This window comes from Chryseobacterium sp. MYb328 (assembly GCF_037572595.1).
GTDB classification, from domain to species: domain Bacteria; phylum Bacteroidota; class Bacteroidia; order Flavobacteriales; family Weeksellaceae; genus Chryseobacterium; species Chryseobacterium pennae.
This window is the reverse complement of the sequence record NZ_JBBGZQ010000005.1, coordinates 100,812-122,964: the sequence shown is the minus strand read 5'-3', so window position 1 is coordinate 122,964 and position 22,153 is coordinate 100,812. Positions and strand designations below refer to the sequence as shown.

The following is a 22,153-nucleotide window of genomic DNA, read 5'->3' as shown; positions in this document are numbered from 1 at the left end:
GGTGGATCAATTATTTTTGTGCTATGAAAAAAAAACAATTGCTTTTTCTGCATGTCTTTTATTGGGCTATGTTTTTAGTAGGAACAATCATTGTTCCTGCTTTTGTGTATAAGAAAGGATATATTGCATTTAAACTAACTTATCTTCTGACCAGTTTTGTGTGTTTCTATTTCAATTACTTTTTTATTGTTCCTAGGTTTTTTGATATCAAGAAATTGTATAAGGCTATTGTTGGTTTTTCTATTAGTGTAACCTGCTTTGTTGTGATTCGCTATTTTACAGAAGAGGTCTTTCTTCCCCTCTTTTTCGGGATCCGGAACTATCCTGAAGGAACAGAGTTTGGCTATTATTTTTTCGATAATATTTATAATAGTGTGACCTCTATTTTCATCAGTACGGTTTTCTGTTTATTTAAAATATACTCTTCTCTCGATGCAGAAAGGCTTCAGCTGGTAGAAGAAAAGAAAAATGCAGAACTGAAAGCCTTAAAAACCCAGATTAATCCTCATTTTATCTTCAATACATTAAATAATATTTATTCATTGGTATATCAGAAATCAGAAAAGGCATTGCCTGCTATAGAAGAGCTCGGACAGCTATTGAGATACAGTACAAAAGACCTTGAAGAAGATTTCATTTCTCTGGATAAGGAAATTGGATATATAGACAGTTTGATTGAACTGGAAAAGCTGAGACTCAGGAATCCGGAGCTTATTCTTGTAGAAAAAGATCTTCAGTATTCTCATTTGAATATTTCACCTATGTTACTGGTACCATTCGTTGAAAATGCTTTTAAACACGGAGATCTTAGGGGTAAAGGATTCGACCTGAAAATTTCCGATCAGAATAAAGTATTGCATTTTTACCTTTTGAACTTTAAAAAAGATAAAATGAAAGACTCCGGTTCTGGGATTGGGATTCAGAATGTGAAAAAAAGACTGGAAATATTATATCCAAAACATGAGCTAAGCATCAAAGATTCGGAAACAGAATTTGTTGTAGATTTAAAAATTGATTTGCGGGATGAATAAAATAAAATGTATCATCGTTGATGACGAGCCTCTGGCTATTTCACTTCTTGAACAGTATGTACAGAAAATTCCTTTTCTTGAGTTGGTCTTCTCTACAGAAAACCCTATTGAAGCGCTAGAATATATTCAGAATAATGATTCGGATCTTATCTTTCTGGACATTCAGATGCCGGAGCTTACAGGAATCAATTTCATGAAAATTGTAGGTGCCAAACAAAAATATATCTTAACAACGGCCTATTCAGAATATGCACTGGAAGGATATGAGCATAATATTGTTGATTATCTTCTGAAACCTGTCTCCTTTGAACGATTTCTGAAAAGTGCAATGAAGGCTCAGGAACGGTTTTCTTTCCAGGAAGAAGATGCTCATTTCTTCGTTAAATCATCAGGGCAGCAGCATCGCATCAACTTTAATGAAATCCTTTATATTGAAAGCATCAAAGACTATGTGAATATTCGAACCGCCGGAGAAGAATATATTGTGCTGGATACGCTTAAATCTATGGAAAATCAGCTTTCTGAAAGCTTTGTAAGAATTCATAAATCCTTTATCGTTAATCTGGACAAGGTCAAAAGTATCGGGGCTAAAAAAATAAGTCTGCACGAATTGGAGATCCCAATAGGAGATAGCTATAGAGCTAATTTGTTGGATAGGCTGAAATAAATCTGGAGAATTCAAACCTTATAGGGTTTTGAAGCCTATAAGGTTTAATATCTTGGAATAAGTCTATAGTTTCTACTTTTCTTTTGATATTTCTTTTCTGGTCGAAATTTTGTCAACAATGTACCATCTGCCTTCTGTATACATGAGGTTAAAGTAATCTATGAAAATATATTTTGCTGTTTTTATCTCACATTTTGCAGCGGCTATATTTCCGGTGACATCAAGGTTCAATATTTTAGACTCTATGTTTTCGACAGTGGCTTTAGGTCTAAACCCACTTAAGTAGGTTTTCCTGTCAAAGACAACTACTTTATCTTCTTTCACGTTTTTAAGTTTGCAAGTACTGTGCATTGCTTTTCCCACCTTCAGGGTGTCTCCTTTCTTCCAGCCGTCAAAGTACATTTCTATAGTTTCTTTGATGAGGGCTTTAGAATTGTTTTGTGAATAAACATTCATAAAACAAAAAAGAGTTAATACGAAAATCAGGTTTTGTTTTTTCATTTTTATAGTTTGTTTAAATTCTATTCAAATATTGTCACATATATCATTTTCAGCTTCTTTTAATGATCTTGAAATTCTGAATTGGGTATGAAATTATACTTTCTTCCCAAAGAAATATTCAGATATTAGGCTTTAGAGAGAGTTTAAATGATTGATGAAAATTTAAATTTTGGACAGACTTACTACCCTCATAAACTTAAATTTTATGAAGCCAAAAGTATAAGAGAATTATAAAAGAAAGGTTCTGAAATTGAAATTAAGAAGTACAGAATTATAAAATAAAACTTATTGGAAACCGGAAGATCGCATTATGATAGTTTACAACGAATCTCCTCATTTTCCTGAAAAGCCTCACGGTAAAGGAGAGGTGTTGTATTTTTTATTTTTTTGAAAGTAGTGAAAAAAGTAGATTTGGAATTGAACCCAACTTCATACCCTATCTCTTCTATTTTAAGATGAGTGTCATTTAATATTCTTTCACAAGCTTCATTGATCCTATACTCGTTAATATATATAGAAAAGTTCTTCCCCAGGTTATCGTTTAGCAGCTGTGAAAGTTGGTGGGATGAGATATTCATTTTAACCGCCAGATCACTCAGTTTTAGATCAGGATTCTTATAAAGCTCTTCGGTTTTCATTAAATTCTCCAGTTTTGAAACAGAACTGTCTGCCTGAGCTTCTGGAATTTTTTTATTAGCATATTTATTTACTTTTCCATTTTTCGATATAACTTCATTTTTCCTGTTGAAAAAGAATAAAAAATTGAGATACAATAAAAATGAAAAAGTAATACTTCCTGCAATATATGCACCTTTTACCCAGCCTATTAAAAAAAATAGATAGGCAAGAAAAATAATTACATTACTGAAATATATAGAAGAGACATGTGTTTGAGATGCCCATTGTTTATTTTTAATATATTTTACATACTCATATCCTGCCCATATAATGAATAATGCCCACTCAATATAGATGAGCTGTACTATATAATGGTTCCACAAATAAGGAAATTCAGCATATGAAATAAAATATCCACCTATAAGGATTATTCCTGTAAGGATTCCGAACACATATTTCCAACTCTGTAGATCAGATTTGTCTCGACTTTCCAATGAGCGGATATAATAATATAAGGCCGGACCTATCAGAAGACATGCTGACAAACCTATTTGCAGGTAGATTTTCGGAAGATCACGATCAAAATATATAAAAACAGATTTTCCGATTCTAATACTCAACATAAGCAAAAGCAGCCCTAAAAACAAATGAGACAGATCTTTCTGTTTTTTTATAAACAATAGATAGACCCCCAACAAAAGACCATTGAAAGCTCCTATTGCACTAAAGAAGAATAATAATTGTTGCCCGAAAGTCATTTGTTTGTAAATTGATTGCTTAGTGTAAAAATACTAATTTCTGGTTTCCATTTTTACATGTTCATTTTTTTATTAAATCTTTTTTCAATACTTCATTAAATTATCGAAGCAGCAGTATTTCCCGTTTAATGAGATCCTTTATATTGAAAATATTAGGATTATATGAATACACGAACGGTATCAGAAGAATATATTGTTCAGGATAAGATAAAATAGTATAGACTGGAGTCCCCAAACCTATAAGATTTAGATTTTCTTTTCCATTACCAATCTGTGTAATCCGCAAGATCTGCGAGAAATCTTAACAAATTATTTTCATGCAGATTTCGGAGATTAAGCAGCTTTTTGATTTTGAGAGCTGACTTTAGTCCGCTCCTATTGAATATAATAGTAATAAAACAAAAAATACGGCTTCTACTGAAGCCGTATTTTTATCATTAATCGATCTAACAATTAATTCTTATTTCTCTTGTTGTTTAATCAAGTTAAGGGCAGAACCTGCTTTGAACCAATCAATCTGTTGATCATTGTAAGTGTGGTTTGCGATAACAATGTCTTTCGTTCCGTCTTTGTGAACGAATTCTAAAGTCAATTGTTTTCCTGGAGCAAACTGGTCAAGATCTAAGAAGTTAACTGTATCATCTTCCTGTATTTTATCATAATCAGCCTCATTAGCGAAAGTGATTCCCAGCATTCCTTGTTTTTTAAGGTTGGTTTCATGGATTCTCGCAAATGATTTTACCAATACAGCTTTTACACCAAGATGTCTTGGTTCCATAGCTGCATGCTCTCGTGAAGATCCTTCACCGTAGTTTTGGTCTCCTACAACAATGGTAGGAACACCTGCAGCTTTGTAAGCTCTTTGTACAGCAGGAACTTCACCATATTCACCTGTTAATTCGTTTTTAACATGGTTGGTTTCCATATTGTAAGCATTAACAGCACCAATCAACATGTTATTGGAAATATTGTCAAGGTGACCTCTGTATTTTAACCATGGTCCAGCCATAGAAATGTGGTCGGTAGTACATTTTCCAAAAGCTTTGATTAATACTTTAGCTCCAGTAATATTTTTACCATCCCATGCAGGGAATTCCTCTAATAACTGAAGTCTGTCTGAAGTAGGGCTTACATTAACCGCAACACTCGATCCGTCTGCAGATGGTGCCTGATATCCATTGTCATCCACAGCAAATCCTTTTTCAGGAAGTTCGAAACCTTTAGGCTCGTTAAGTTTTACCTGTTCACCTGCCTGGTTCGTTAAAGTATCAGTAATCGGGTTGAAATCCAGTCTGCCGGAGATGGCAACAGCAGCTACCATTTCTGGAGAGGCTACGAATGCATGGGTATTTGGATTACCGTCAGCTCTTTTTGCAAAGTTTCTGTTGAAAGAGTGAATAATAGAGTTTTTCTCTCCTTTTTCAGCACCTTCTCTATCCCATTGCCCGATACATGGTCCACAAGCGTTGGTAAAGATTCTTGCATTTTCAAATTTTCTGAAAGAATCTAAGAAACCGTCTCTTTCCGCTGTGAATTTCACCTGCTCAGAACCTGGGTTAATTCCTAAAATAGCTTTAGGTTTTACTCCTTTTGATACTGCATCTTCTACGATAGAAGCTGCTCTTGATAAATCTTCATAAGAAGAGTTGGTGCAAGAACCAATCAATGCCCATTCTACTTCTAATGGCCATCCGTTCGCTTCAGCTTTAGCTCTGAATTCAGAAACTGGAGTGGCTAAGTCCGGAGTGAAAGGTCCGTTTAAGTGTGGAGTCAGTTCAGAAAGATTAATTTCAATTAATTGGTCGAAATATTGTTCCGGGTTAGCATATACTTCAGCATCCCCAGTTAAGTGTTCAGCAATTTTATCCGCTGCATCTACCACATCCTGTCTTCCTGTAGCAGACAGGTATCTTCTCATAGAATCATCATACCCGAAAGTAGATGTTGTAGCTCCGATTTCAGCACCCATGTTACAGATGGTACCTTTACCCGTTGCAGAAAGAGATTCTGCCCCTTCACCGAAATATTCAACAATACATCCGGTACCTCCTTTTACAGTAAGAATTCCTGCTACTTTTAAGATGACATCTTTTGCAGAAGTCCATCCGCTCATTTTACCGGTTAATTTTACCCCGATAAGTTTAGGCATTTTAAGTTCCCAGGCCATTCCTGCCATTACATCTACCGCATCAGCACCTCCTACACCAATGGCAACCATTCCTAGTCCGCCGGCGTTTACGGTATGAGAATCGGTTCCGATCATCATTCCTCCAGGGAAAGCATAATTTTCCAATACAACCTGGTGAATAATCCCTGCTCCCGGCTTCCAGAATCCGATTCCGTATTTATCACATACAGAACTTAAGAAGTTGAATACTTCAGAGTTTTTGTTAATACCTTCCTGTAAATCTTTATCAGCACCTACTTTCGCCTGGATCAAGTGATCCGCGTGAGCTGTTGAAGGAACAGCTACTTTGGTTTTTCCAGCCTGCATGAACTGTAAAAGCGCCATTTGTGCTGTGGCATCCTGCATCGCTACTCTGTCCGGTGCAAAATCTACATAAGAGTTTCCTCTTTCATATGCCTGTGTAGCATTTCCTTCCCAAAGGTGGGTGTAAAGAATTTTTTCTGAAAGGGTAAGAGGTTTTCCCACAATTTGTCTTGCCGCAGCAATTCTTTCAGGGTAACGCTCGTACACCTTTTTGATCATATCAATATCAAAAGTCATATCGTATTTAGTTTTGTTCTTTTTCCATTAATGTTTCCTTTTCTTCTGTTTTGAAAAAGAAAAATCATTTTTTAATACATCAAAAAACGTTCCTATAATCTATGAATAGGGCTGATTATGAATGTAAAACCAAGAGATTTTATCACTTTCAATTTAAGAAAAAATAGATTCTATTTTCCCGATTTTCTCGTAAAAAAATCGTATTTAAGTTAAAATAGAACGATTCTAAACAAAAAAATGAAAGATTTTAAATCCAAAAAGGACTAAAATCTTTCATTTTATATGATTTGACTAGTCTTGCGACTAAAGATCAATTAGTGAGCGCTTGTACTTGTTAATTCCTTAATGGAAGGTACAAAAGTAGTCAGGTCAATACCTTCAACTGCTGCTTTGTATTCCTCAATGCTTGGGATTCTTCCGATGATAGCAGAAAGAACAACAACCGGAGTTGAAGCCAATAGAGATTCACCTTTTTTACGTTCAGAATCTTCTACTACTCTTCCCTGGAAAAGACGTGTTGAAGTAGCTAAAACAGTATCTCCTTTCGCTGCTTTTTCCTGGTTACCCATACAAAGGTTACATCCAGGACGCTCAAGGTACATTACATTTTCGTATTCTGTACGAGCTTCACCTTTAGGCGCATTATCATTAAATTCAAATCCTGAATATTTCTCTAATAATTCCCAGTCACCTTCAGCTTTTAACTCGTCAATAATGTTATAAGTAGGAGCTGCCACTACCAGAGGAGCGCTAAATTCTACTTTACCATTTTTCTTTTCAAGGTTTTTCAACATCTGAGAAACAATCTTAAGGTCTCCTTTGTGAACCATACAAGATCCAACGAAACCAAGATCTACTTTTTTCTCACCACCATAGTAAGAAAGATCTCTGATCGTATCGTGAGTATATCTCTTAGAAACATCGTCATTGTTTACATCCGGGTCAGCAATCATAGGTTCTACAATTACATCAAGATCTACAACAACTTCAGCATAATATTTAGCATTGGAATCTGGAGTCAACGCTGGTTTTTCACCTGATCTGATCTCTTCAATTCTCTTATTTGCTTTATCAATTAATCCCTGAAGAACTTTGTTGTGGTTATCCATTCCTTTGTCGATCATGATCTGGATTCTGCCTTTAGCAATTTCCAATGATTCGATTAGGGTGTTGTCTTCAGAAATGTTGATAGACGCTTTTGCTTTCATTTCAGCAGTCCAGTCTGTAAATGTGAAGGCCTGGTCAGCAGGAAGTGTTCCGATGTGAACCTCAATGATTCTTCCCTGGAATACATTCTCTCCTCCGAATTGCTTCAACATCTGAGCCTGAGTAGCATGAACCACATCACGGAAATCCATGTGAGGTTTCATTTCACCTTTGAATGTTACTTTTACAGATTCAGGAATTGGCATAGAAGCCTCACCCGTAGCTAATGCAAGAGCAACCGTTCCAGAGTCGGCTCCGAAAGCAACTCCTTTAGACATTCTTGTGTGAGAGTCACCACCAATGATGATTGCCCACTCGTCTACAGTGATATCGTTAAGAACTTTGTGAATAACGTCAGTCATTGAGTGGTATTCACCTTTCGGGTCACGAGCTGTGATCAAACCGAAATCGTTCATGAATTTCATTAGCTTAGGAATGTTAGCCTGAGCTTTTTTATCCCAAACTGAAGCAGTGTGACAGCCTGATTGGTAGGCACCGTCAACAACCGGAGAGATTACAGTAGCAGCCATTGATTCAAGCTCCTGAGAAGTCATCAGACCTGTCGTATCCTGTGAACCAACGATATTTACCTGTACACGTACATCAGAACCTGCATGTAATACTTTGCCTGGTGTAGTTCCTACAGCATTTCTGTTGAAGATTTTTTCAACAGCCGTAAGACCTTGCCCTTCGTGAGAGATTTCTTTTGATGGAGCAAAAACAACAGGAGCCTCAACACCTAAAACCTGAGCAGCAAATGTCTGTAGCTTCTTACCAAATACGATCGCATAAGATCCACCAGCCTTGATGAATTCCATCTTTTGTGGTGTGAAAGATTTGGTAAGGTCAATCAGTTCCTGATCTCCGTTATATAATTTCTTTTCTTTTGTATTAATAGTTAACACAGTTCCTGTAGCTACTGAATAAGCTTCTTCAAGAACGATATCACCATTTTCGTTACGAACAGGGTTTCCGTTTTCGTCTACTTTCTTCACCCAGTTCTTAAGGTCAACACCAATACCTCCGGTAACGTCTACTGTAGTAAGGAAGATTGGAGAAATACCGTTTGTCCCTCCAACAATCGGTGCAATATTTACGAATGGTACATAAGGGCTAGCCTGCTTACCTGTCCATAAAGCTACGTTGTTTACGCCTGACATTCTGGATGAACCTACACCCATTGTTCCTTTTTCAGCAATAAGCATAACGCTTGCATCAGGATGTTGTGCCTGTAAAGCTTTGATTTCTTCCTGAGCTGCAGGAGTGATCATACATTTACCGTGAAGTTCACGGTCTGATCTTGAGTGTGCCTGGTTACCCGGAGAAAGTAAATCGGTAGAGATATCTCCTTCACCAGCAATATAAGTAATCACTTTAATTTCTTCAGCCACTTCAGGAAGCTTAGTGAAGAATTCAGCCTGTGCATAGCTTTCTAAAATTTCTTTAGCGATGGCATTTCCGCTGTTGTAAGCATCCTTTAAACGGTTTGTATCTGCTTCATAAAGGAAAACCTGAGTTTTAAGAACGTCTGCAGCTTGTTGAGCAATGGCAGCATCGTTACCTAAAGCTAAGTCTAATAATACTTCGATGGATTTACCTCCTTTCATGTGAGATAATAATTCGAAAGCAAAAGCCTGAGAGATTTCTTCTACTATGGATTCACCCAGAATAATCTCCTTTAAAAATTTAGCTTTTACACCTGCTGCACTTGTTGTTCCCGGCAGGGTGTTATAGATGAAAAATTTAAGAGAATCCGTTCGATCTGCATTACCCAAATCCTTGATTTGTGCGATGATTTCGCTTAGTAATTCAGCACCATCAATTGGCTTTGGATGAAGCCCCTGGTCTTTTCTTTCTTCAATCTCTTTGATGTAATCCTTATAAATATTCATAATAGAAGGTCTTTCAATATTAAAGGTAGAGTATTTCGCTGCTTCTTTAATGGTCTGTATAAAATACAATTAATGACATTTTGAGATCTCGCATGTGATGCAACATTAACCAAAGAAGGTCAGCATAATCTACATTTTTTTAAAAGTTTTTTAAATTATTAAACAATTCAAAATGTTCCCCAAAATTACGAAATTTTACGATTTTATAAGAATGAAATTATTTAGATTCTTTATAAATATGAATTTGATAATTTCTATTTTTGGCCGTAATTTTGCAGACAAAAGGTGAATATGAAAAATATCCTGAATATTTTGTGCGTTTTTATTTCGATTTCTGTTTTTTCACAGACTAAATTGGTGAAGAAACCAACAGTGAAAAACGTTACGAAAACTACCATAAAAAAAGAGAAAAATGCTGTAGTCAAGCACAATCCTGACCTGGTAGTTATTAACAAAGACCTTCCATTGTTGATCCCTAAAAAGAAGGGAGACAGCTTCGGGTACGTTAATCAAAATGGAAAATATATCATTCAGCCGGAATATCATATTGCCGTATTTTTTTATGAAGACTGTAATCTTTTGAATTCTCCCAATGAGAAAGTCAGAAAATTTGGAACCGGAGAGTATGCAACTGTAGAAAAGGATATGATTTCTTACCGTGTAAATCATTCAGGAAAAAGAGTTTATCAGTTTAAGGATTCTGATCTTGGAAAATGCAAGTTTGGAGAGTACAAGCAGCAGCTTTTTCAGGCGTATGTTCTTAATGGGTTCTATGGAATTATTGAAAAATCAAAATTCGTTAATGCAGCCGACTACCGTCAGTATCAGATTTATCCGCAATATCAGTACCTCTACATCATGGAAGGAGATGATGTGGCTGATCCGATGATTGTTGCTTCAAATAATGATAAATTCGGGGTTATTGATGTTAATAATAAAATCATTATTCCTTTCGAATATTCAAATATTAAAAGAAACTTCAGCTGGAAGCTGGGAAAAATGTTTGAAGTGACAAAAGATGGAAAGAACTATTATTACATTGATGCCAATAACAAAACGTATTAGAAAATGAGTGATGAATGATGATCATTCATTACCGATGAAGATTTTTTATAACTCTAATTTCTTCATACAACAAATCTTTTTATAATCAGCTTTCCTATAATCCTGTACCACGCAATCCCGAATCCCATTCATCTCATATATTTTTCGTATTTTCGCGGCTGAAATAAAGGGGTGCTTTAACAGGCTGAGATTATACCCACCGAACCTGGAACAGGTAATGCTGTTTAGGGACATCAACTCTACTGAGGGTTGAACCTGTATAATATCTTATCGATCCCCTTTTATTCATTAAATGTTAAAGATTTATAGAATGAAAGGATTATTTTTTTTAGGGCTTACCATAGGCTCTGTGGCCTTTATTCAGGCTCAAAACAAGGATTCTCTGAAAATCAGGGAAATAGAAGCGGTTAACTTTACCAAAAGACTTCCTGTTGCTAAGGAGATTATTAATGTTCAGAAAGATTTAGACGGAAAAAATATGGGGCAGGATCTTCCTATCCTGTTGAAAAATCAAACTTCGGTTATTTCCACTTCGGACGCCGGAAATGGGGTGGGCTACACTGGAATCAGAATTCGTGGAGTTGCGGGAAGAGGAATTAATGTAATGATGAACGGCGTTCCTTTTAATGACTCAGAAAGTCAGGGTGCTTTTTTTGTGAATGTCCCGGATTTAACGAGCTCAGCCTCCCAGATTGTTATTCAGAGAGGGGTTGGAACTTCAAATAACGGTGCTTCATCATTTGGAGCCAGCATTAATGTCATTTCAAAAGATCCTGAAGAGAAGTTTTATTTCAAAACAGATGACAGTTACGGGTCATTCAATACCTATAAATATTCAGCAGAAGTAGGCACGGGTAAGTTCTGGAAAAACAGGCTTTCTGTGATGGGAAGGTATTCCCATATTCATTCTGATGGTTATATTGACAGAGCATCATCCAATCTGGATTCTTACAACTTTACAGCTTTATTTGAAGAAGGGAAAACGAGATTACGTTTAATGGCATTCGGAGGAAAAGAAAGAACGTATCAGGCATGGAACGGAATCAGCAGAAAAACCTGGGAAACCGATCCGAAGTATAATCCTTCCGGAGAATATATAGATCTTTTTACCGGTGAAAAGAAGTTTTATGATGGTGAAACAGACAACTATCGCCAGAATCATTATCAGTTTCTATGGGAACAAAAGTTCAATGATACCTGGAATTTGGAAACTACTCTGCATTATACAAGAGGAAAGGGATATTATGAGAATTATACCAGAGTGGATGAGAATGATAAGGAGGCAGTGCATTATTCTAATTATAATTTAGCTGTTCCAGTCGTAAATGGACTTCCTGTAGAAACTACAGACTTCATTAGAAAAAAATGGCTGGATAATCATTTTTATGGATTGGTTTCTACCCTTTACGGGAAATTTGAAAATGTAGATCTTAATTTCGGAATAGTAGCCAACCAGTATTATGGGAAGCATTACGGTACAGTAACCGGAGTGTACTTTCCACAAATTGATAACTATGAATATTATAGAGGACGTTCTGTGAAGAATGAAGTGGCAGGGTTTGCAAAAGCACTTGTAAGGGTAAATGATTTTGAATTTTTTGGAGATCTTCAGCTGAGAAATATCAATTATGATACTAAAATACTGCTGGATGGTGATGGCGAAGGAGGAAATATCAAAGAAAAATGGCTGTTTTTCAATCCTAAGGCAGGGGTGAATTATAGAATTGGAAATGGGAAAGTGTATTTGTCTTATGCTCATGCTCACCGTGAACCCAACAGAGATGATCTGATTGCTGATAATAGTGTTAAAGCTGAAAAACTTCATGATTTTGAAGCGGGACTGGAAAAGCAGTTTGGATTTTTATCCGTGACTGCAAATCTGTACTATATGTACTATGTGAATCAATTGGTATTAAACGGAGAACTGAATAATGTAGGAGCTTTTATCAGAACCAATTCAGGGAAAAGCTACAGAAGAGGAATCGAAATTGGTTTGTTGGCAAAACTTTCAAAGCAATGGGAGGTTTCCGGAAATATAAGTTTGAGCCAGAACAGAAATCTGGATTTCAATATGAAAAACAAAAAAGTGGTTAAGAATCTGGGCAATACCCAAATTTCATTCTCTCCGGATGTAGTTGCTAATTTAGGATTGACATTTAAGCCATCTAAAAGTTTCCAGTTTGCTTTAATGAATCAGTATGTAGGAAAACAATACCTTGATAATACAGAGGATAAGAATGTACAGCTAAAAGATTATATCCTGACTGATTTTAATGCACAGTATCAGTTTAAAATTGCTAACAACGATGTCGCTTTGAAATTATTGGTCAATAACCTGTTCAATAAAAAATATGTCAATAATGGAGCTGTATATAGTGGTGCCCCTTATTACTTCTCGCAGGCAGGAACAAATTTTATGTTTGGTATCAGCTGGAAAATTCAATAGATTGAAAGAAAGGAATGACTGTAAATAAGGGGATTGCAAATTTATTCCGAAAGGGATTCGAGATCATGAATAGTCAACCTGTTTTCATATGAAATACTCAAAAGGCTGCTTTGGCAGTCTTTTTTTATATGCGTTAAATATCTTCAAAAAGTCATGAAAAAGTTATAAATTTGCTGCCAAATGAATATTTCAGCATACATTTTAGAATATTTAAAACAATACGGAACTGTCACGGTTCCAGGCTTTGGTGTGTTTTCCCTGAAAAATTCTAAGGCAATTATCAATTCCGAAAACGGAAGTATCCTGCCTCCTGCAAGTCAGATTGAATTTACAATTGACTATGAAGTACAGGCAGAGGACCTTACCATTTTTATTGCCAAGGAAAAACAGATGTCTGTAGAAGCCTCCAGAAGTGATCTGAAGATACAGACTGATTTTTGGAAGAAAAAACTTCAGGCAGAACAGGTTCTTGAAATTCAAAACCTGGGAACCATCTTTATTGAAGAAGGACATACACATTTCAAAGGAAAAAGAGTGGAAGCGGGACGTCCGGATTTTTTCGGATTAGAAGAAATCAGATTTTCTGACATCAATAATGGTGAAAATGTAAACCCCTCAGTAAACCGTGAAAAGGATTATAAATTCAAGAAGACTATTCTTTGGTTCTTCCTGTTGATTATTCCGGTTCTTGGTATTGCATACTTTGCATTTACCCAAAAGGAACTTCTCTTTGGGAAGAAATCCTTTAATAAAGTATCTGTACAGACTTCTACCCACAGAATTGTAAAAGATACGGTGAAGGTAGTGGTACATGGCCCGGAAACTCCTGTTTCAGACTCCCTTAAGAAAGATTCATTGGTAAAACCTGCCGGAAAAACTCCAAAAACAGTTCCGGCTGCTCCCAAAAACACTAAGAATAAATGGCAAAAATAAAAACCGCGTCAGAATCCCTGACGATTATGACCAATATCGTTCTTCCGAACGAAACAAACTCTCTAAGAAACCTTTTTGGTGGCGAACTTTTAGCAAAAATGGACAGATGTGCTTCTATTTCTGCAGCAAGACATTGTGAAAGAAGAGTTGTAACAGCATCTGTAAATCACGTTTCATTCAATCATCCGATTCCTGAAGGCGGCGTTGTGGTCTTGGAATCTAAAGTTTCCAGAGCATTCTCTACTTCTATGGAGGTTTATGTGGATGTGTGGTCAGACGATCCTATTAATCAGAAAAAAGTTCATACCAATTCAGGGATCTATACCTTCGTTGCAGTAGATGAATTCAACCGCCCAATTCCAATTCCGGATATGGTTCCGGAAACAGAAGATGAAAAAGAAAGATATGCTGCAGCCTTCCGTAGAAAAGAACTTTCTTTAATTCTTTCCGGAAGAATGAAGCCTCTGGAATCTGTAGAACTTAAGAAATTATTCCAGGAGCCGGAAGAACCACAATCTTCCAAAAAGGATAAAAAATAAGACTTTAAAATGCTTTTAATACGGAATATCCAGATTAAAAGCATTTTGTTTTTATAGCTATATTGTAAATTACAAACACTTTTCTTTGAAAATGGAGAATATGTTATTTGTGAAACTAATTTGTGTCATTTGTGTTTAAATTATGAAAATTCTCCTTTTAGATAAAAATCATCCGCTCATCACCGAACAGCTTTTAGCTAAAAACTTTATGTTGGAAGAAGACTTTACTTCCACTTATGATGAGGTTTGCCATAAGATCAAAAACTATGACGGTATTATCATTAGAAGCCGTATTCCTTTAGATAAAAACTTTCTTGAACAGGCTCAGAATCTGAAGTTTATTGCAAGAGTAGGAGCGGGGATGGAAAACATTGATATTCCTGTTGCCGAAAAACTGGGAATTCAATTGATCAACTCTCCGGAAGGGAATAGAGACTCTGTTGCAGAACATGTTGTAGGAATGTTGTTAGTCATTATGAACAGGCTTTTTATTGCTTCTCAGGAAGTGAAGAATGGGATTTGGAAACGTGAAGAAAACAGAGGAGATGAATTACTGGGAAAAACGGTAGGATTAATAGGATACGGAAATATGGGAAAAGCTACAGCCAAAAGACTTTCTGGCTTTGGATGTAAAGTGATCTTCCATGATATTCTTCCGGGTCTTTCCGATGAATTTGCCACTCAGGTTACCTTAGATGAATTAAAGCAATCTGCAGAAGTATTGAGCCTGCATATTCCTCTGACTTCAGAAACTCACTATCTTATCGATGAAACGTTTATTTCTGAGATGAAAAATGACTTCTATTTTGTGAATACTGCAAGAGGGAAAAATATAAAAACTAAAAGTTTAGTAGAAGCATTGAAAGCAGGTAAGGTAAAAGGGGCTTGTTTAGATGTTTTAGAATATGAAAAGTCCTCTTTTGAGAATCTTGAAACAGAAAATGAAGACTTACAATATCTTCTGAGATCCGAAAAAGTAATGGTAACTCCTCATATTGCCGGATGGACACATCAGAGCAAAGAGAAATTGGCCCAGTTTATTGTAGATAAGATTATAGCCTCTTATTGCTGATTCGTTATGAATAAAGAATACTGATAAGGCTGAGGAAGCTGGTATAATGAAAGGATTTTCCTTCCTACTATCTGCTTCCTCAGCCTTCTTTGATTTTATCCTTTTTTCTGATTTTATGTTAAATTATTCATAATGTTCCTTTCATATTTACAATTTAATTTTGACTTTTATTAAATTGCCGCTCATTTTTGAATCTTATGAAGATGCGTAATTTAGTACTTGCTACAGCTGTTGTTTTATCCCTTTTTTCCTGTAAAAATAAATCTGAATCCAAAGAGGCTTCAGTTGAAAATATGACCAACCTTCCGAACTATGGGAATGTGGATCTGGGAAATGTTTTTACAAAAGCTGACGGGCAGCTTTCCAATAAAGAATCATTGACAGGCTATATAGATCAATACTATAAAAAAATATGGGAAGGAGGAGACCTTAGTGGCGGTATTTTAGTGGCCAAAGGAGATGAGATTTTATACGAAAACTATAGAGGCTTCGGTAGAGAAGGCAATCAGATGCCGATCGATAAGAATACACCATTACACGTAGCTTCAGTGTCAAAAACATTGACGGCTATGGCCATGATGAAGCTGATAGAAGCCGGTAAAATAAAGCTTACTGATCATCTTACCCAATTCTTTCCAGGATTTCCGTATCCGAATGTAACTGTTCAGACCTTGCTGGATCAAAGAAGCGGATTACCCAAATACGAATACTTTATCACTCAGATAAAGCCTGCCCCGGCAGAACTTTCCAAGCCGTTTATTACCAATCAGGATGTACTGAATATGATTATCAAATATAAACCGGATCTGGCAAGAGATACAGATACCGGATTTATGTACTGTAATACAAATTTTGCCTTATTGGCTCTGCTGATTGAAAAAGTAACCAAGACACCTTTTCCGCAGGCGATGAAAGAAATGGTTTTCATACCATTGAAGATGGATCATACTTATATTTTCCAGGAAAAAGATGTTCCAACAGCTTCTCAGTCTTTCTATTATGGTGCCAATAGATTATATCCTTTAGATCGTCTTGATCTTATCTATGGAGATAAAAATGTGTACACTACACCCAGAGATTTATACAATTTTTCCAAAGCAATGTTCTCTAAGGATTTCTTAAAGCCGGAGCTGATGCAGCTGGTATTTACTCCTTACAGCAATGAAAAGGCAGGAATGAACAATTATGGATTAGGTTTTAGAATGAAAATATTTGATAACGGTGAAAAGCTAACCTACCATAACGGATGGTGGCATGGATCCAATTCCGTATTTGCTCACCTTTTAAAATCTAAAGTAACCATCGTGGCAATCGGAAATAAATATTCAGGTAAAGTTTATACAGCACTTGCATTATCAGGATTATTTGAAAATTTCCCTTTGCAGCAGGAGAAACTTCAGACTGTAATGAATGACAGTAAAGATAGTTTGAATAGTGGACATGAAGTTTTTGGAGAATAATGTTTATTTTTGCTTAAACATTTTCATGAAAAGGTTTCTTTTATTATTCGTTATCTGTTTTCTTGTACACTCCTGTGCAAGGGTAGGATCTCCTGTGGGAGGACCTAAAGATACATTGGCTCCCAAATTTTTAAGTTCAAATATTGATACCACAAGGATTAATGTAAAAAGAGATATCCACGAACTTCGACTGGATTTTGATGAATATGTGACCCTAAAGGATATTAATAAAAACCTTATCATTTCTCCGCCAATTAAAAATATCAAGCGAATTCTTCCATCGAATATTGCCAATAAATTTGTTCTTATCCAGTGGGCTGATACCCTTCAGGCCAATACCACTTATAATTTCAACTTTGGAAATTCAATTGCAGATAATAATGAGTCTAATATTCTTCGGTATTTTAATTTTGCTTTTTCTACAGGAGAAAAGTTGGATGATCTGTATATAAGTGGTGACATAAAAGATGCCATGCAGATTAAGAAGAAAACCGGAACCAATGAAAATAAAATGGTAGTAGGACTGTATCAGGTAAAAGATACTATGAACTATAAGCAAAAGCCCTATTACATTACCAAGGTAGATGATGACGGATACTATGAACTGAATTACCTTTCTCCCGGTAAATATAGAATTATAGCTTTCGAAGATGAAAACGGAAATTCCGTTTATGATCCCGGAAAGGAAAAAATAGGATTTAAAAAAGAAACCGTTGATGTTGAGAAATCCATTTCAGGACTGAATTTAAGTGTTTATCCATCAAAGAAAGCATTGAAGTATTCAGAGATGAAGGAAGCGCCCGGAGGAGTTCTTATGACTTTTGAGGGCCATCCGGATATTGTAAAAGTAGAATCTCTCAATGATAAGCTTAAAGATATAAAAATAACTCACACCCCAAAATCTGATTCAGTTAGAATCTGGTTTGATGCCGTGAAGAATAATATTGGGCAGGAGACAACTGAGAAATTGATGTTCAGCCACAATATCGGACCCAAAAAAGATACTGTGTATTCAGTTTCATTGTTCTACAAGTACAATAAAAAAAATACAATGGACATCTTCAGCGACAACGGGGGAGGTTCACTGGATCCAAAATCTGATTTTAAAATCTCATCCAATTATTTTATTGATAAAATTGATCCATCAAAATGGAGACTTGCTACCAAGGGAGATTCTTTGGCTACTTTACCATTTACAGCTAAGATTTCAGAGGTAAATCCTTATCAGATTCTGGTACAGTCTGATTTTGTTAATGGAAAAGAGTATCAATTGACGATTCCTAAGGAAACTGTTTCCTCTTTCTATGCAAAAAATACCCAATCCAAACGTTTTGATTTCACTGTTGATAAAGTAGAACAGTTTGGAAGTCTGGAGTTCACGCTCTCCAATGCACCTGCATCTAATTACTGGATCCAGTTATTAGATTCTTCTGATAAAGTAGTGTATCAAAAGTATACTAAAGGCGATCGTGTAAAATTTGATATTCTGAAACCTAATGAATACATTGTCCGGATATTGGTAGATAATAATAATGATAAATATTGGGATGAAGCAGACTTCGCAACTGAAACCTTTGCGGAAGATGCTTATGTTTTCTACAAAAAGGCTCTGGTAAAAGCATTATGGGAGACAAGAGAAGAATGGGATCTTACAGATACCAGAACACTTGATAATCCAAAAGGGATCAATACATCTGCAACGGCTGCGACTCCTCCTGCTTTGGAAGAAAAAGAAAAAACAGTAGTACAGGAAATCAAAAAAGAAGTAAAATCTGCTGATGCAGTCATAACTCCGGTTAAATAAAATTTATGAAGACGGCAAAGAAAATAATCTTCTGGACATTGGTAGCGTTTGCTCTTATACAGTTTTTTCCGATTGATACAGTAAATAAACCGGTTGATTCTAAACTGAATTTTATTCAGATGAAAAATGCTCCGGAAAAGGTAAGTACACTTCTTAAAAATGCTTGCTATGACTGTCATTCGAACGAAACAGTGTATCCAAAGTATGCTTACATAGCACCTATTTCATGGTCGGTAAAAAGCCATGTAAATGAAGGGCGTCAGCATCTTAATTTTTCTGTTTGGGGAACCTATAATAAGGAATTAAAAGAGAATATGCTTGATAGGTCTATGGAGGCTCTTAAACACAAGACAATGCCATTACCTGGTTATGTTGTTTATCACGAGGAAGCTAACCTGTCTGAGGCAGAAAGAACCTTGCTTATTCAGTATTTTGATGAAATGCTGAAATCAAAAACATACTGATTTAAAATACAATTCCCACAGATTTCACAGGTCATCCCAGAACTTATATTAAATGTATCTGTGTAAATCGTGAAATCCGTGGGAAAATTGTTTTTATTAATAAAAAAACTCCCGCAGATTTTACAAAATAAGCAGTTGGTAAAACCCAAACATATGCTGTATCTGCAAAATCTGCGGGAGAATATGATACAAAAATTATTTCTTTAAATAACCTTCAAAAAATTTCTTCTGAGAATCAAAAGCAATCTCATCAAGGTCAAGTTCCTGTACAGGAATCCACACCGCTTCTGAAATTTCTGAAATTTCAAGGCTGACCTCAAACTTCTCCGAAACAGTATACTCATAAAACAGATCGATCGTATTGTAATCAATCTCTTTATACTGATAAATGTTGGGAAGACTCGTCAGGTATTTCAGGTTGGAAATATCAATGTCAAGCTGAAGTTCTTCAAAAAGTTCTCTTTTACAGGTTTCCTCTGCACTTTCTTTGGGATCAACAAACCCTCCAGCAAGATCCAGTTTTCCTTTTTTAGGATCTCTGTTTCTTCTTGTAAGATAAATTTCATCACCACATCTGATAACAACCGCTACAGCGCCTGCTACATTGTTGTACAAGGTAAAACCACAGTCAGGGCAGCTCCATTTCTTTTCACCATCCCAATGTAAAGACTCTTTGCCACAACTTGGACAATATTTCAATACTTTCATTCCTCAATAATTATTTTCTAAGGTGGATCTTCAGGTTCACTGAGCAATATTAATATTTCTCGGGTGATAAGTTAAGATAACATCCCTCAGCTCTTCTGTCTTCAGGTGAGTGTAAATTTCCGTTGTAGTAATGCTGGAGTGCCCCAGCATTTCCTGAATATAACGAAGATCTGCACCGTTCTGCAGCAAATGCGTTGCAAAAGAATGTCTGAAGGTATGTGGAGAAATTTTCTTATTAACTCCTGCCTTATCTGTAAGTTCCTTAATAATAAGAAATACGATTACTCTTGACATGGAAGTGCCACGGCTGTTCAAAAAAAGAGTGTCTTCATATTTCTTATTGATTTTCCCTTTAGAGCGTACCTCTTTGATATAGCTTTCCAGCAGTTCAGCTGTGTAATCAGCCAAAGGCACAAAACGAGTTTTGTTCCCTTTTCCGTGTACTTTAATATATTGCTCCCTGAAGTTGATATTCGAAATCTTCAGATCGATCAGCTCAGACACACGGAGTCCGCAACCATAGAGTACCTCAATGATACACTGGTTTCTTTTTCCTAGATCTGTATTGACCTCAATGGCGGCAATAATTTTATTAATATCCGGCAGGCTTAAAGTATCCGGCAGATACAGTCCCAGTTTAGGGCCTTCAAGTAACGCTGCTGGGTTGTCTTCACGATATTCATCTTCCAGCAGAAATTTGAAGAAGGCTTTGATGGATGATATCCACCTTGCCTGTGATCGCTCACTGAATTTCTGTTTAGAAAGATTGAAAATGTATTCCTGCAGGTTTTCGTAACCGATAGAATCTGGACCGACGTTTGCCAGATCTTCTTCTGCGTAATCTTTTAGTTTCTTAATGTCCCGAACGTAAGCGTCGAGCGTGTTGTCTGAAAAATTTCTTTCGAAACGAAGAAATATTTCAAAATCTTTGATCTTTTCATCCCAAGTCATTTGTGCTTATTTTTTTAGTTCACAGTCCGATATTTGTTCTATTTCAATGTTATGGCCTCTCAGGAACGATATCCCATCGTCATCTGAATACTCATTAATATACACCAGTCTTGTAATACCTGCCTGAAGGATCAGCTTACTGCATTCCTTACAAGGGGACAATGTTAAATATAACGTTGCACCTTTTGCAGATTGTGTAGATGCTGCCAACTTCAAAATAGCGTTGGCTTCCGCATGCAGTACATACCAGTGCGTTTTTCCCTCTCCATCTTCACAGCAGTTCTCGAATCCCATAGGAGTTCCGTTGTAGCCATCTGAAATAATCATCCTATCTTTTACGATAAGAGCCCCTACCTGTTTTCTCTTACAGTAGGAGAGTTGTGCCCATTCTTGGGCCATTTTTAGATAAGCTTTATCAAACTTATTCATACCGCAGCATTAGTTTTTTCGAAATAATTTGGATTAAAATCTTTTTGAAAGATTAGAAGTTTGGCTTTCTTTTCTCCAGGAAAGCTGTTACTCCTTCTTTCTTATCTTCCATTTCAAAAAGTTCTCCGAAATACTTGATTTCAGTCTCGAAACCTTTATCCGTGTCCGATAAATTCACGGCGTTAATCGCCTTCGATATTGCCATTGGTGAATTATAGGCAATAGCGTTCGCTAATTCTTTCGTTTTGGTTAATAATTCTTCAATAGGGTATACTTCATTTACCAATCCAATTTCTTTTGCTTTTTGAGCAGGAATCATTTTGGCAGAGAAGATCATTTCGTTGGCAATACCTTTTCCGACAAGTTTAGGAAGCCTTTGAGTTCCTCCGTAACCAGGAATAAGTCCTAAGGTTACTTCAGGAAGCCCCAGTCTGGCGTTCTCCGATGCATATCTGATGTGGCATGCCATAGCAAGCTCTAAACCTCCCCCTAATGCAAAACCATTTACGGCAGCAATGACAGGTTTAGATAGATTTTCAATTTTGTTGAACAATGTATTTTGCCCGTTTCTTGCAAGTTCCTCAGCTTTTTCCTGTCCGAAGTCACTGAATTCCTTGATGTCAGCTCCAGCTACAAATGATTTTTCTCCACTGCCTGTAAGGATAATTACCCTGCAGGAAGTGTCAGAATTAAGCTCATCCAATGCTGTACTGATCTCCTGAATAGTCTTTGCATTCAATGCATTTAAACTTTCAGGTCTGTTTATTGTAATGATAGATAATTTATCTTCCTTATTTAATAATATATTTTCGTAACTCATTTTTCCACTTTAAAATATCATCCCCTGCAAATTATGAATTTTTTACAAAAAAAAGGAAAAA

At 36.2% G+C, this 22,153-nt stretch carries 18 protein-coding genes; 10 read left to right on the top strand and 8 right to left on the bottom strand.

Features of this window, described 5'->3' with window-relative positions:
* Positions 1–23: 23 nt before the first annotated feature.
* Together WH267_RS07540 and WH267_RS07535 are read left to right on the top strand one after the other, a co-directional pair.
* The gene (locus WH267_RS07540; protein ID WP_340007015.1) at positions 24–1,031 is read left to right on the top strand and encodes a sensor histidine kinase; all 1,008 of its coding nucleotides are present in this window, start codon (positions 24–26) and stop codon (positions 1,029–1,031) included.
* Positions 1,024–1,698, top strand: a complete 675-nt coding sequence (locus WH267_RS07535; protein ID WP_340007013.1) for a LytR/AlgR family response regulator transcription factor — start codon at positions 1,024–1,026, stop codon at positions 1,696–1,698. The genes WH267_RS07540 and WH267_RS07535 overlap by 8 nt, the downstream gene beginning before the upstream one ends.
* 72 nt (positions 1,699–1,770) lie before the next feature.
* On the opposite strand, the gene WH267_RS07530 is transcribed toward WH267_RS07535, so the two are convergent.
* The 4 genes from WH267_RS07530 to WH267_RS07515 all read right to left on the bottom strand — a co-directional run bounded on the left by WH267_RS07530 (position 1,771) and on the right by WH267_RS07515 (position 9,401).
* A complete protein-coding gene (locus tag WH267_RS07530; RefSeq protein WP_340007011.1) occupies positions 1,771–2,199 on the bottom strand; it encodes a nuclear transport factor 2 family protein in 429 nt (142 codons plus the stop codon).
* 308 nt (positions 2,200–2,507) lie between these two features.
* Positions 2,508–3,575: a helix-turn-helix domain-containing protein gene (locus WH267_RS07525; protein ID WP_340007009.1), complete on the bottom strand. Its 1,068-nt coding sequence runs from the start codon at positions 3,573–3,575 to the stop codon at positions 2,508–2,510.
* A gap of 460 nt (positions 3,576–4,035) precedes the next feature.
* Positions 4,036–6,303: an aconitate hydratase gene (locus tag WH267_RS07520; protein WP_340007007.1), complete on the bottom strand. Its 2,268-nt coding sequence runs from the start codon at positions 6,301–6,303 to the stop codon at positions 4,036–4,038.
* Between the two features lie 314 nt (positions 6,304–6,617).
* Positions 6,618–9,401: a bifunctional aconitate hydratase 2/2-methylisocitrate dehydratase gene (locus WH267_RS07515; protein ID WP_340007185.1), complete on the bottom strand. Its 2,784-nt coding sequence runs from the start codon at positions 9,399–9,401 to the stop codon at positions 6,618–6,620.
* 291 nt (positions 9,402–9,692) lie between these two features.
* On the opposite strand from WH267_RS07515, the gene WH267_RS07510 reads away from it, so the two are divergent.
* The 8 genes from WH267_RS07510 (at position 9,693) to WH267_RS07475 (ending at position 19,184) form a co-directional block, all read left to right on the top strand.
* Positions 9,693–10,466 (top strand): WG repeat-containing protein, encoded by a 774-nt coding sequence (locus WH267_RS07510; RefSeq protein WP_340007005.1) that lies wholly within the window; start codon positions 9,693–9,695, stop codon positions 10,464–10,466.
* Between the two features lie 310 nt (positions 10,467–10,776).
* On the top strand, positions 10,777–12,912 hold the full coding sequence (locus WH267_RS07505; protein WP_340007003.1) for a TonB-dependent receptor: 2,136 nt from the start codon (positions 10,777–10,779) through the stop codon (positions 12,910–12,912).
* 180 nt (positions 12,913–13,092) lie between these two features.
* Positions 13,093–13,845 carry an HU domain-containing protein gene (locus WH267_RS07500; RefSeq protein WP_340007001.1) on the top strand — a complete coding sequence of 251 codons (753 nt, stop codon included), beginning with the start codon at positions 13,093–13,095 and terminating at the stop codon, positions 13,843–13,845.
* Complete coding sequence (locus WH267_RS07495; RefSeq protein ID WP_340006999.1) at positions 13,833–14,384, top strand: acyl-CoA thioesterase; 552 nt, start codon at positions 13,833–13,835, stop codon at positions 14,382–14,384. Before WH267_RS07500 ends, WH267_RS07495 begins: the two co-directional genes overlap by 13 nt.
* Positions 14,385–14,526: 142 nt before the next feature.
* Complete coding sequence (locus tag WH267_RS07490) at positions 14,527–15,456, top strand: 2-hydroxyacid dehydrogenase (RefSeq protein ID WP_340006997.1); 930 nt, start codon at positions 14,527–14,529, stop codon at positions 15,454–15,456.
* A gap of 197 nt (positions 15,457–15,653) precedes the next feature.
* Entirely contained in the window at positions 15,654–16,916 is a 1,263-nt protein-coding gene (locus tag WH267_RS07485) for a serine hydrolase domain-containing protein (protein WP_115969893.1), read from the top strand.
* Between the two features lie 25 nt (positions 16,917–16,941).
* A complete protein-coding gene (locus WH267_RS07480; protein WP_340006994.1) occupies positions 16,942–18,720 on the top strand; it encodes an Ig-like domain-containing domain in 1,779 nt (592 codons plus the stop codon).
* Between the two features lie 5 nt (positions 18,721–18,725).
* Positions 18,726–19,184 (top strand): heme-binding domain-containing protein, encoded by a 459-nt coding sequence (locus tag WH267_RS07475; RefSeq protein WP_340006993.1) that lies wholly within the window; start codon positions 18,726–18,728, stop codon positions 19,182–19,184.
* Between the two features lie 195 nt (positions 19,185–19,379).
* Here the strand turns inward: WH267_RS07475 and WH267_RS07470 are convergent, their stop codons facing one another.
* From WH267_RS07470 to WH267_RS07455, 4 genes are read right to left on the bottom strand one after another with little or no spacing between them, the layout of a single operon-like run.
* Complete coding sequence (locus WH267_RS07470) at positions 19,380–19,892, bottom strand: NUDIX hydrolase (RefSeq protein ID WP_340006991.1); 513 nt, start codon at positions 19,890–19,892, stop codon at positions 19,380–19,382.
* 36 nt (positions 19,893–19,928) lie between these two features.
* Entirely contained in the window at positions 19,929–20,843 is a 915-nt protein-coding gene (gene xerD / locus WH267_RS07465; RefSeq protein WP_115969901.1) for a site-specific tyrosine recombinase XerD, read from the bottom strand.
* 6 nt (positions 20,844–20,849) lie between these two features.
* A complete protein-coding gene (locus WH267_RS07460) occupies positions 20,850–21,272 on the bottom strand; it encodes a deoxycytidylate deaminase (protein ID WP_115969903.1) in 423 nt (140 codons plus the stop codon).
* A 52-nt stretch (positions 21,273–21,324) separates the two neighbouring features.
* Positions 21,325–22,092, bottom strand: coding sequence for an enoyl-CoA hydratase/isomerase family protein (locus WH267_RS07455; protein ID WP_115969905.1), 768 nt, complete (start codon positions 22,090–22,092; stop codon positions 21,325–21,327).
* Positions 22,093–22,153: the final 61 nt, after the last annotated feature.

What these genes read in the sequence shown, in the direction of transcription:
- WH267_RS07480 (WP_340006994.1), top strand. Translation starts at nt 16,942, where the DNA reads ATGAAAAGGTTTCTTTTATTATTCGTTATCTGTTTTCTTGTACACTCC.
- WH267_RS07500 (WP_340007001.1), top strand. Translation starts at nt 13,093, where the DNA reads ATGAATATTTCAGCATACATTTTAGAATATTTAAAACAATACGGAACT.
- WH267_RS07455 (WP_115969905.1), bottom strand. Translation starts at nt 22,092, where the DNA reads ATGAGTTACGAAAATATATTATTAAATAAGGAAGATAAATTATCTATC.
- WH267_RS07510 (WP_340007005.1), top strand. Translation starts at nt 9,693, where the DNA reads ATGAAAAATATCCTGAATATTTTGTGCGTTTTTATTTCGATTTCTGTT.
- WH267_RS07530 (WP_340007011.1), bottom strand. Translation starts at nt 2,199, where the DNA reads ATGAAAAAACAAAACCTGATTTTCGTATTAACTCTTTTTTGTTTTATG.
- WH267_RS07535 (WP_340007013.1), top strand. Translation starts at nt 1,024, where the DNA reads ATGAATAAAATAAAATGTATCATCGTTGATGACGAGCCTCTGGCTATT.
- WH267_RS07485 (WP_115969893.1), top strand. Translation starts at nt 15,654, where the DNA reads ATGAAGATGCGTAATTTAGTACTTGCTACAGCTGTTGTTTTATCCCTT.
- WH267_RS07460 (WP_115969903.1), bottom strand. Translation starts at nt 21,272, where the DNA reads ATGAATAAGTTTGATAAAGCTTATCTAAAAATGGCCCAAGAATGGGCA.
- WH267_RS07470 (WP_340006991.1), bottom strand. Translation starts at nt 19,892, where the DNA reads ATGAAAGTATTGAAATATTGTCCAAGTTGTGGCAAAGAGTCTTTACAT.
- WH267_RS07515 (WP_340007185.1), bottom strand. Translation starts at nt 9,401, where the DNA reads ATGAATATTTATAAGGATTACATCAAAGAGATTGAAGAAAGAAAAGAC.
- WH267_RS07525 (WP_340007009.1), bottom strand. Translation starts at nt 3,575, where the DNA reads ATGACTTTCGGGCAACAATTATTATTCTTCTTTAGTGCAATAGGAGCT.
- WH267_RS07520 (WP_340007007.1), bottom strand. Translation starts at nt 6,303, where the DNA reads ATGACTTTTGATATTGATATGATCAAAAAGGTGTACGAGCGTTACCCT.
- WH267_RS07540 (WP_340007015.1), top strand. Translation starts at nt 24, where the DNA reads ATGAAAAAAAAACAATTGCTTTTTCTGCATGTCTTTTATTGGGCTATG.
- xerD (WP_115969901.1), bottom strand. Translation starts at nt 20,843, where the DNA reads ATGACTTGGGATGAAAAGATCAAAGATTTTGAAATATTTCTTCGTTTC.
- WH267_RS07495 (WP_340006999.1), top strand. Translation starts at nt 13,833, where the DNA reads ATGGCAAAAATAAAAACCGCGTCAGAATCCCTGACGATTATGACCAAT.
- WH267_RS07490 (WP_340006997.1), top strand. Translation starts at nt 14,527, where the DNA reads ATGAAAATTCTCCTTTTAGATAAAAATCATCCGCTCATCACCGAACAG.
- WH267_RS07475 (WP_340006993.1), top strand. Translation starts at nt 18,726, where the DNA reads ATGAAGACGGCAAAGAAAATAATCTTCTGGACATTGGTAGCGTTTGCT.
- WH267_RS07505 (WP_340007003.1), top strand. Translation starts at nt 10,777, where the DNA reads ATGAAAGGATTATTTTTTTTAGGGCTTACCATAGGCTCTGTGGCCTTT.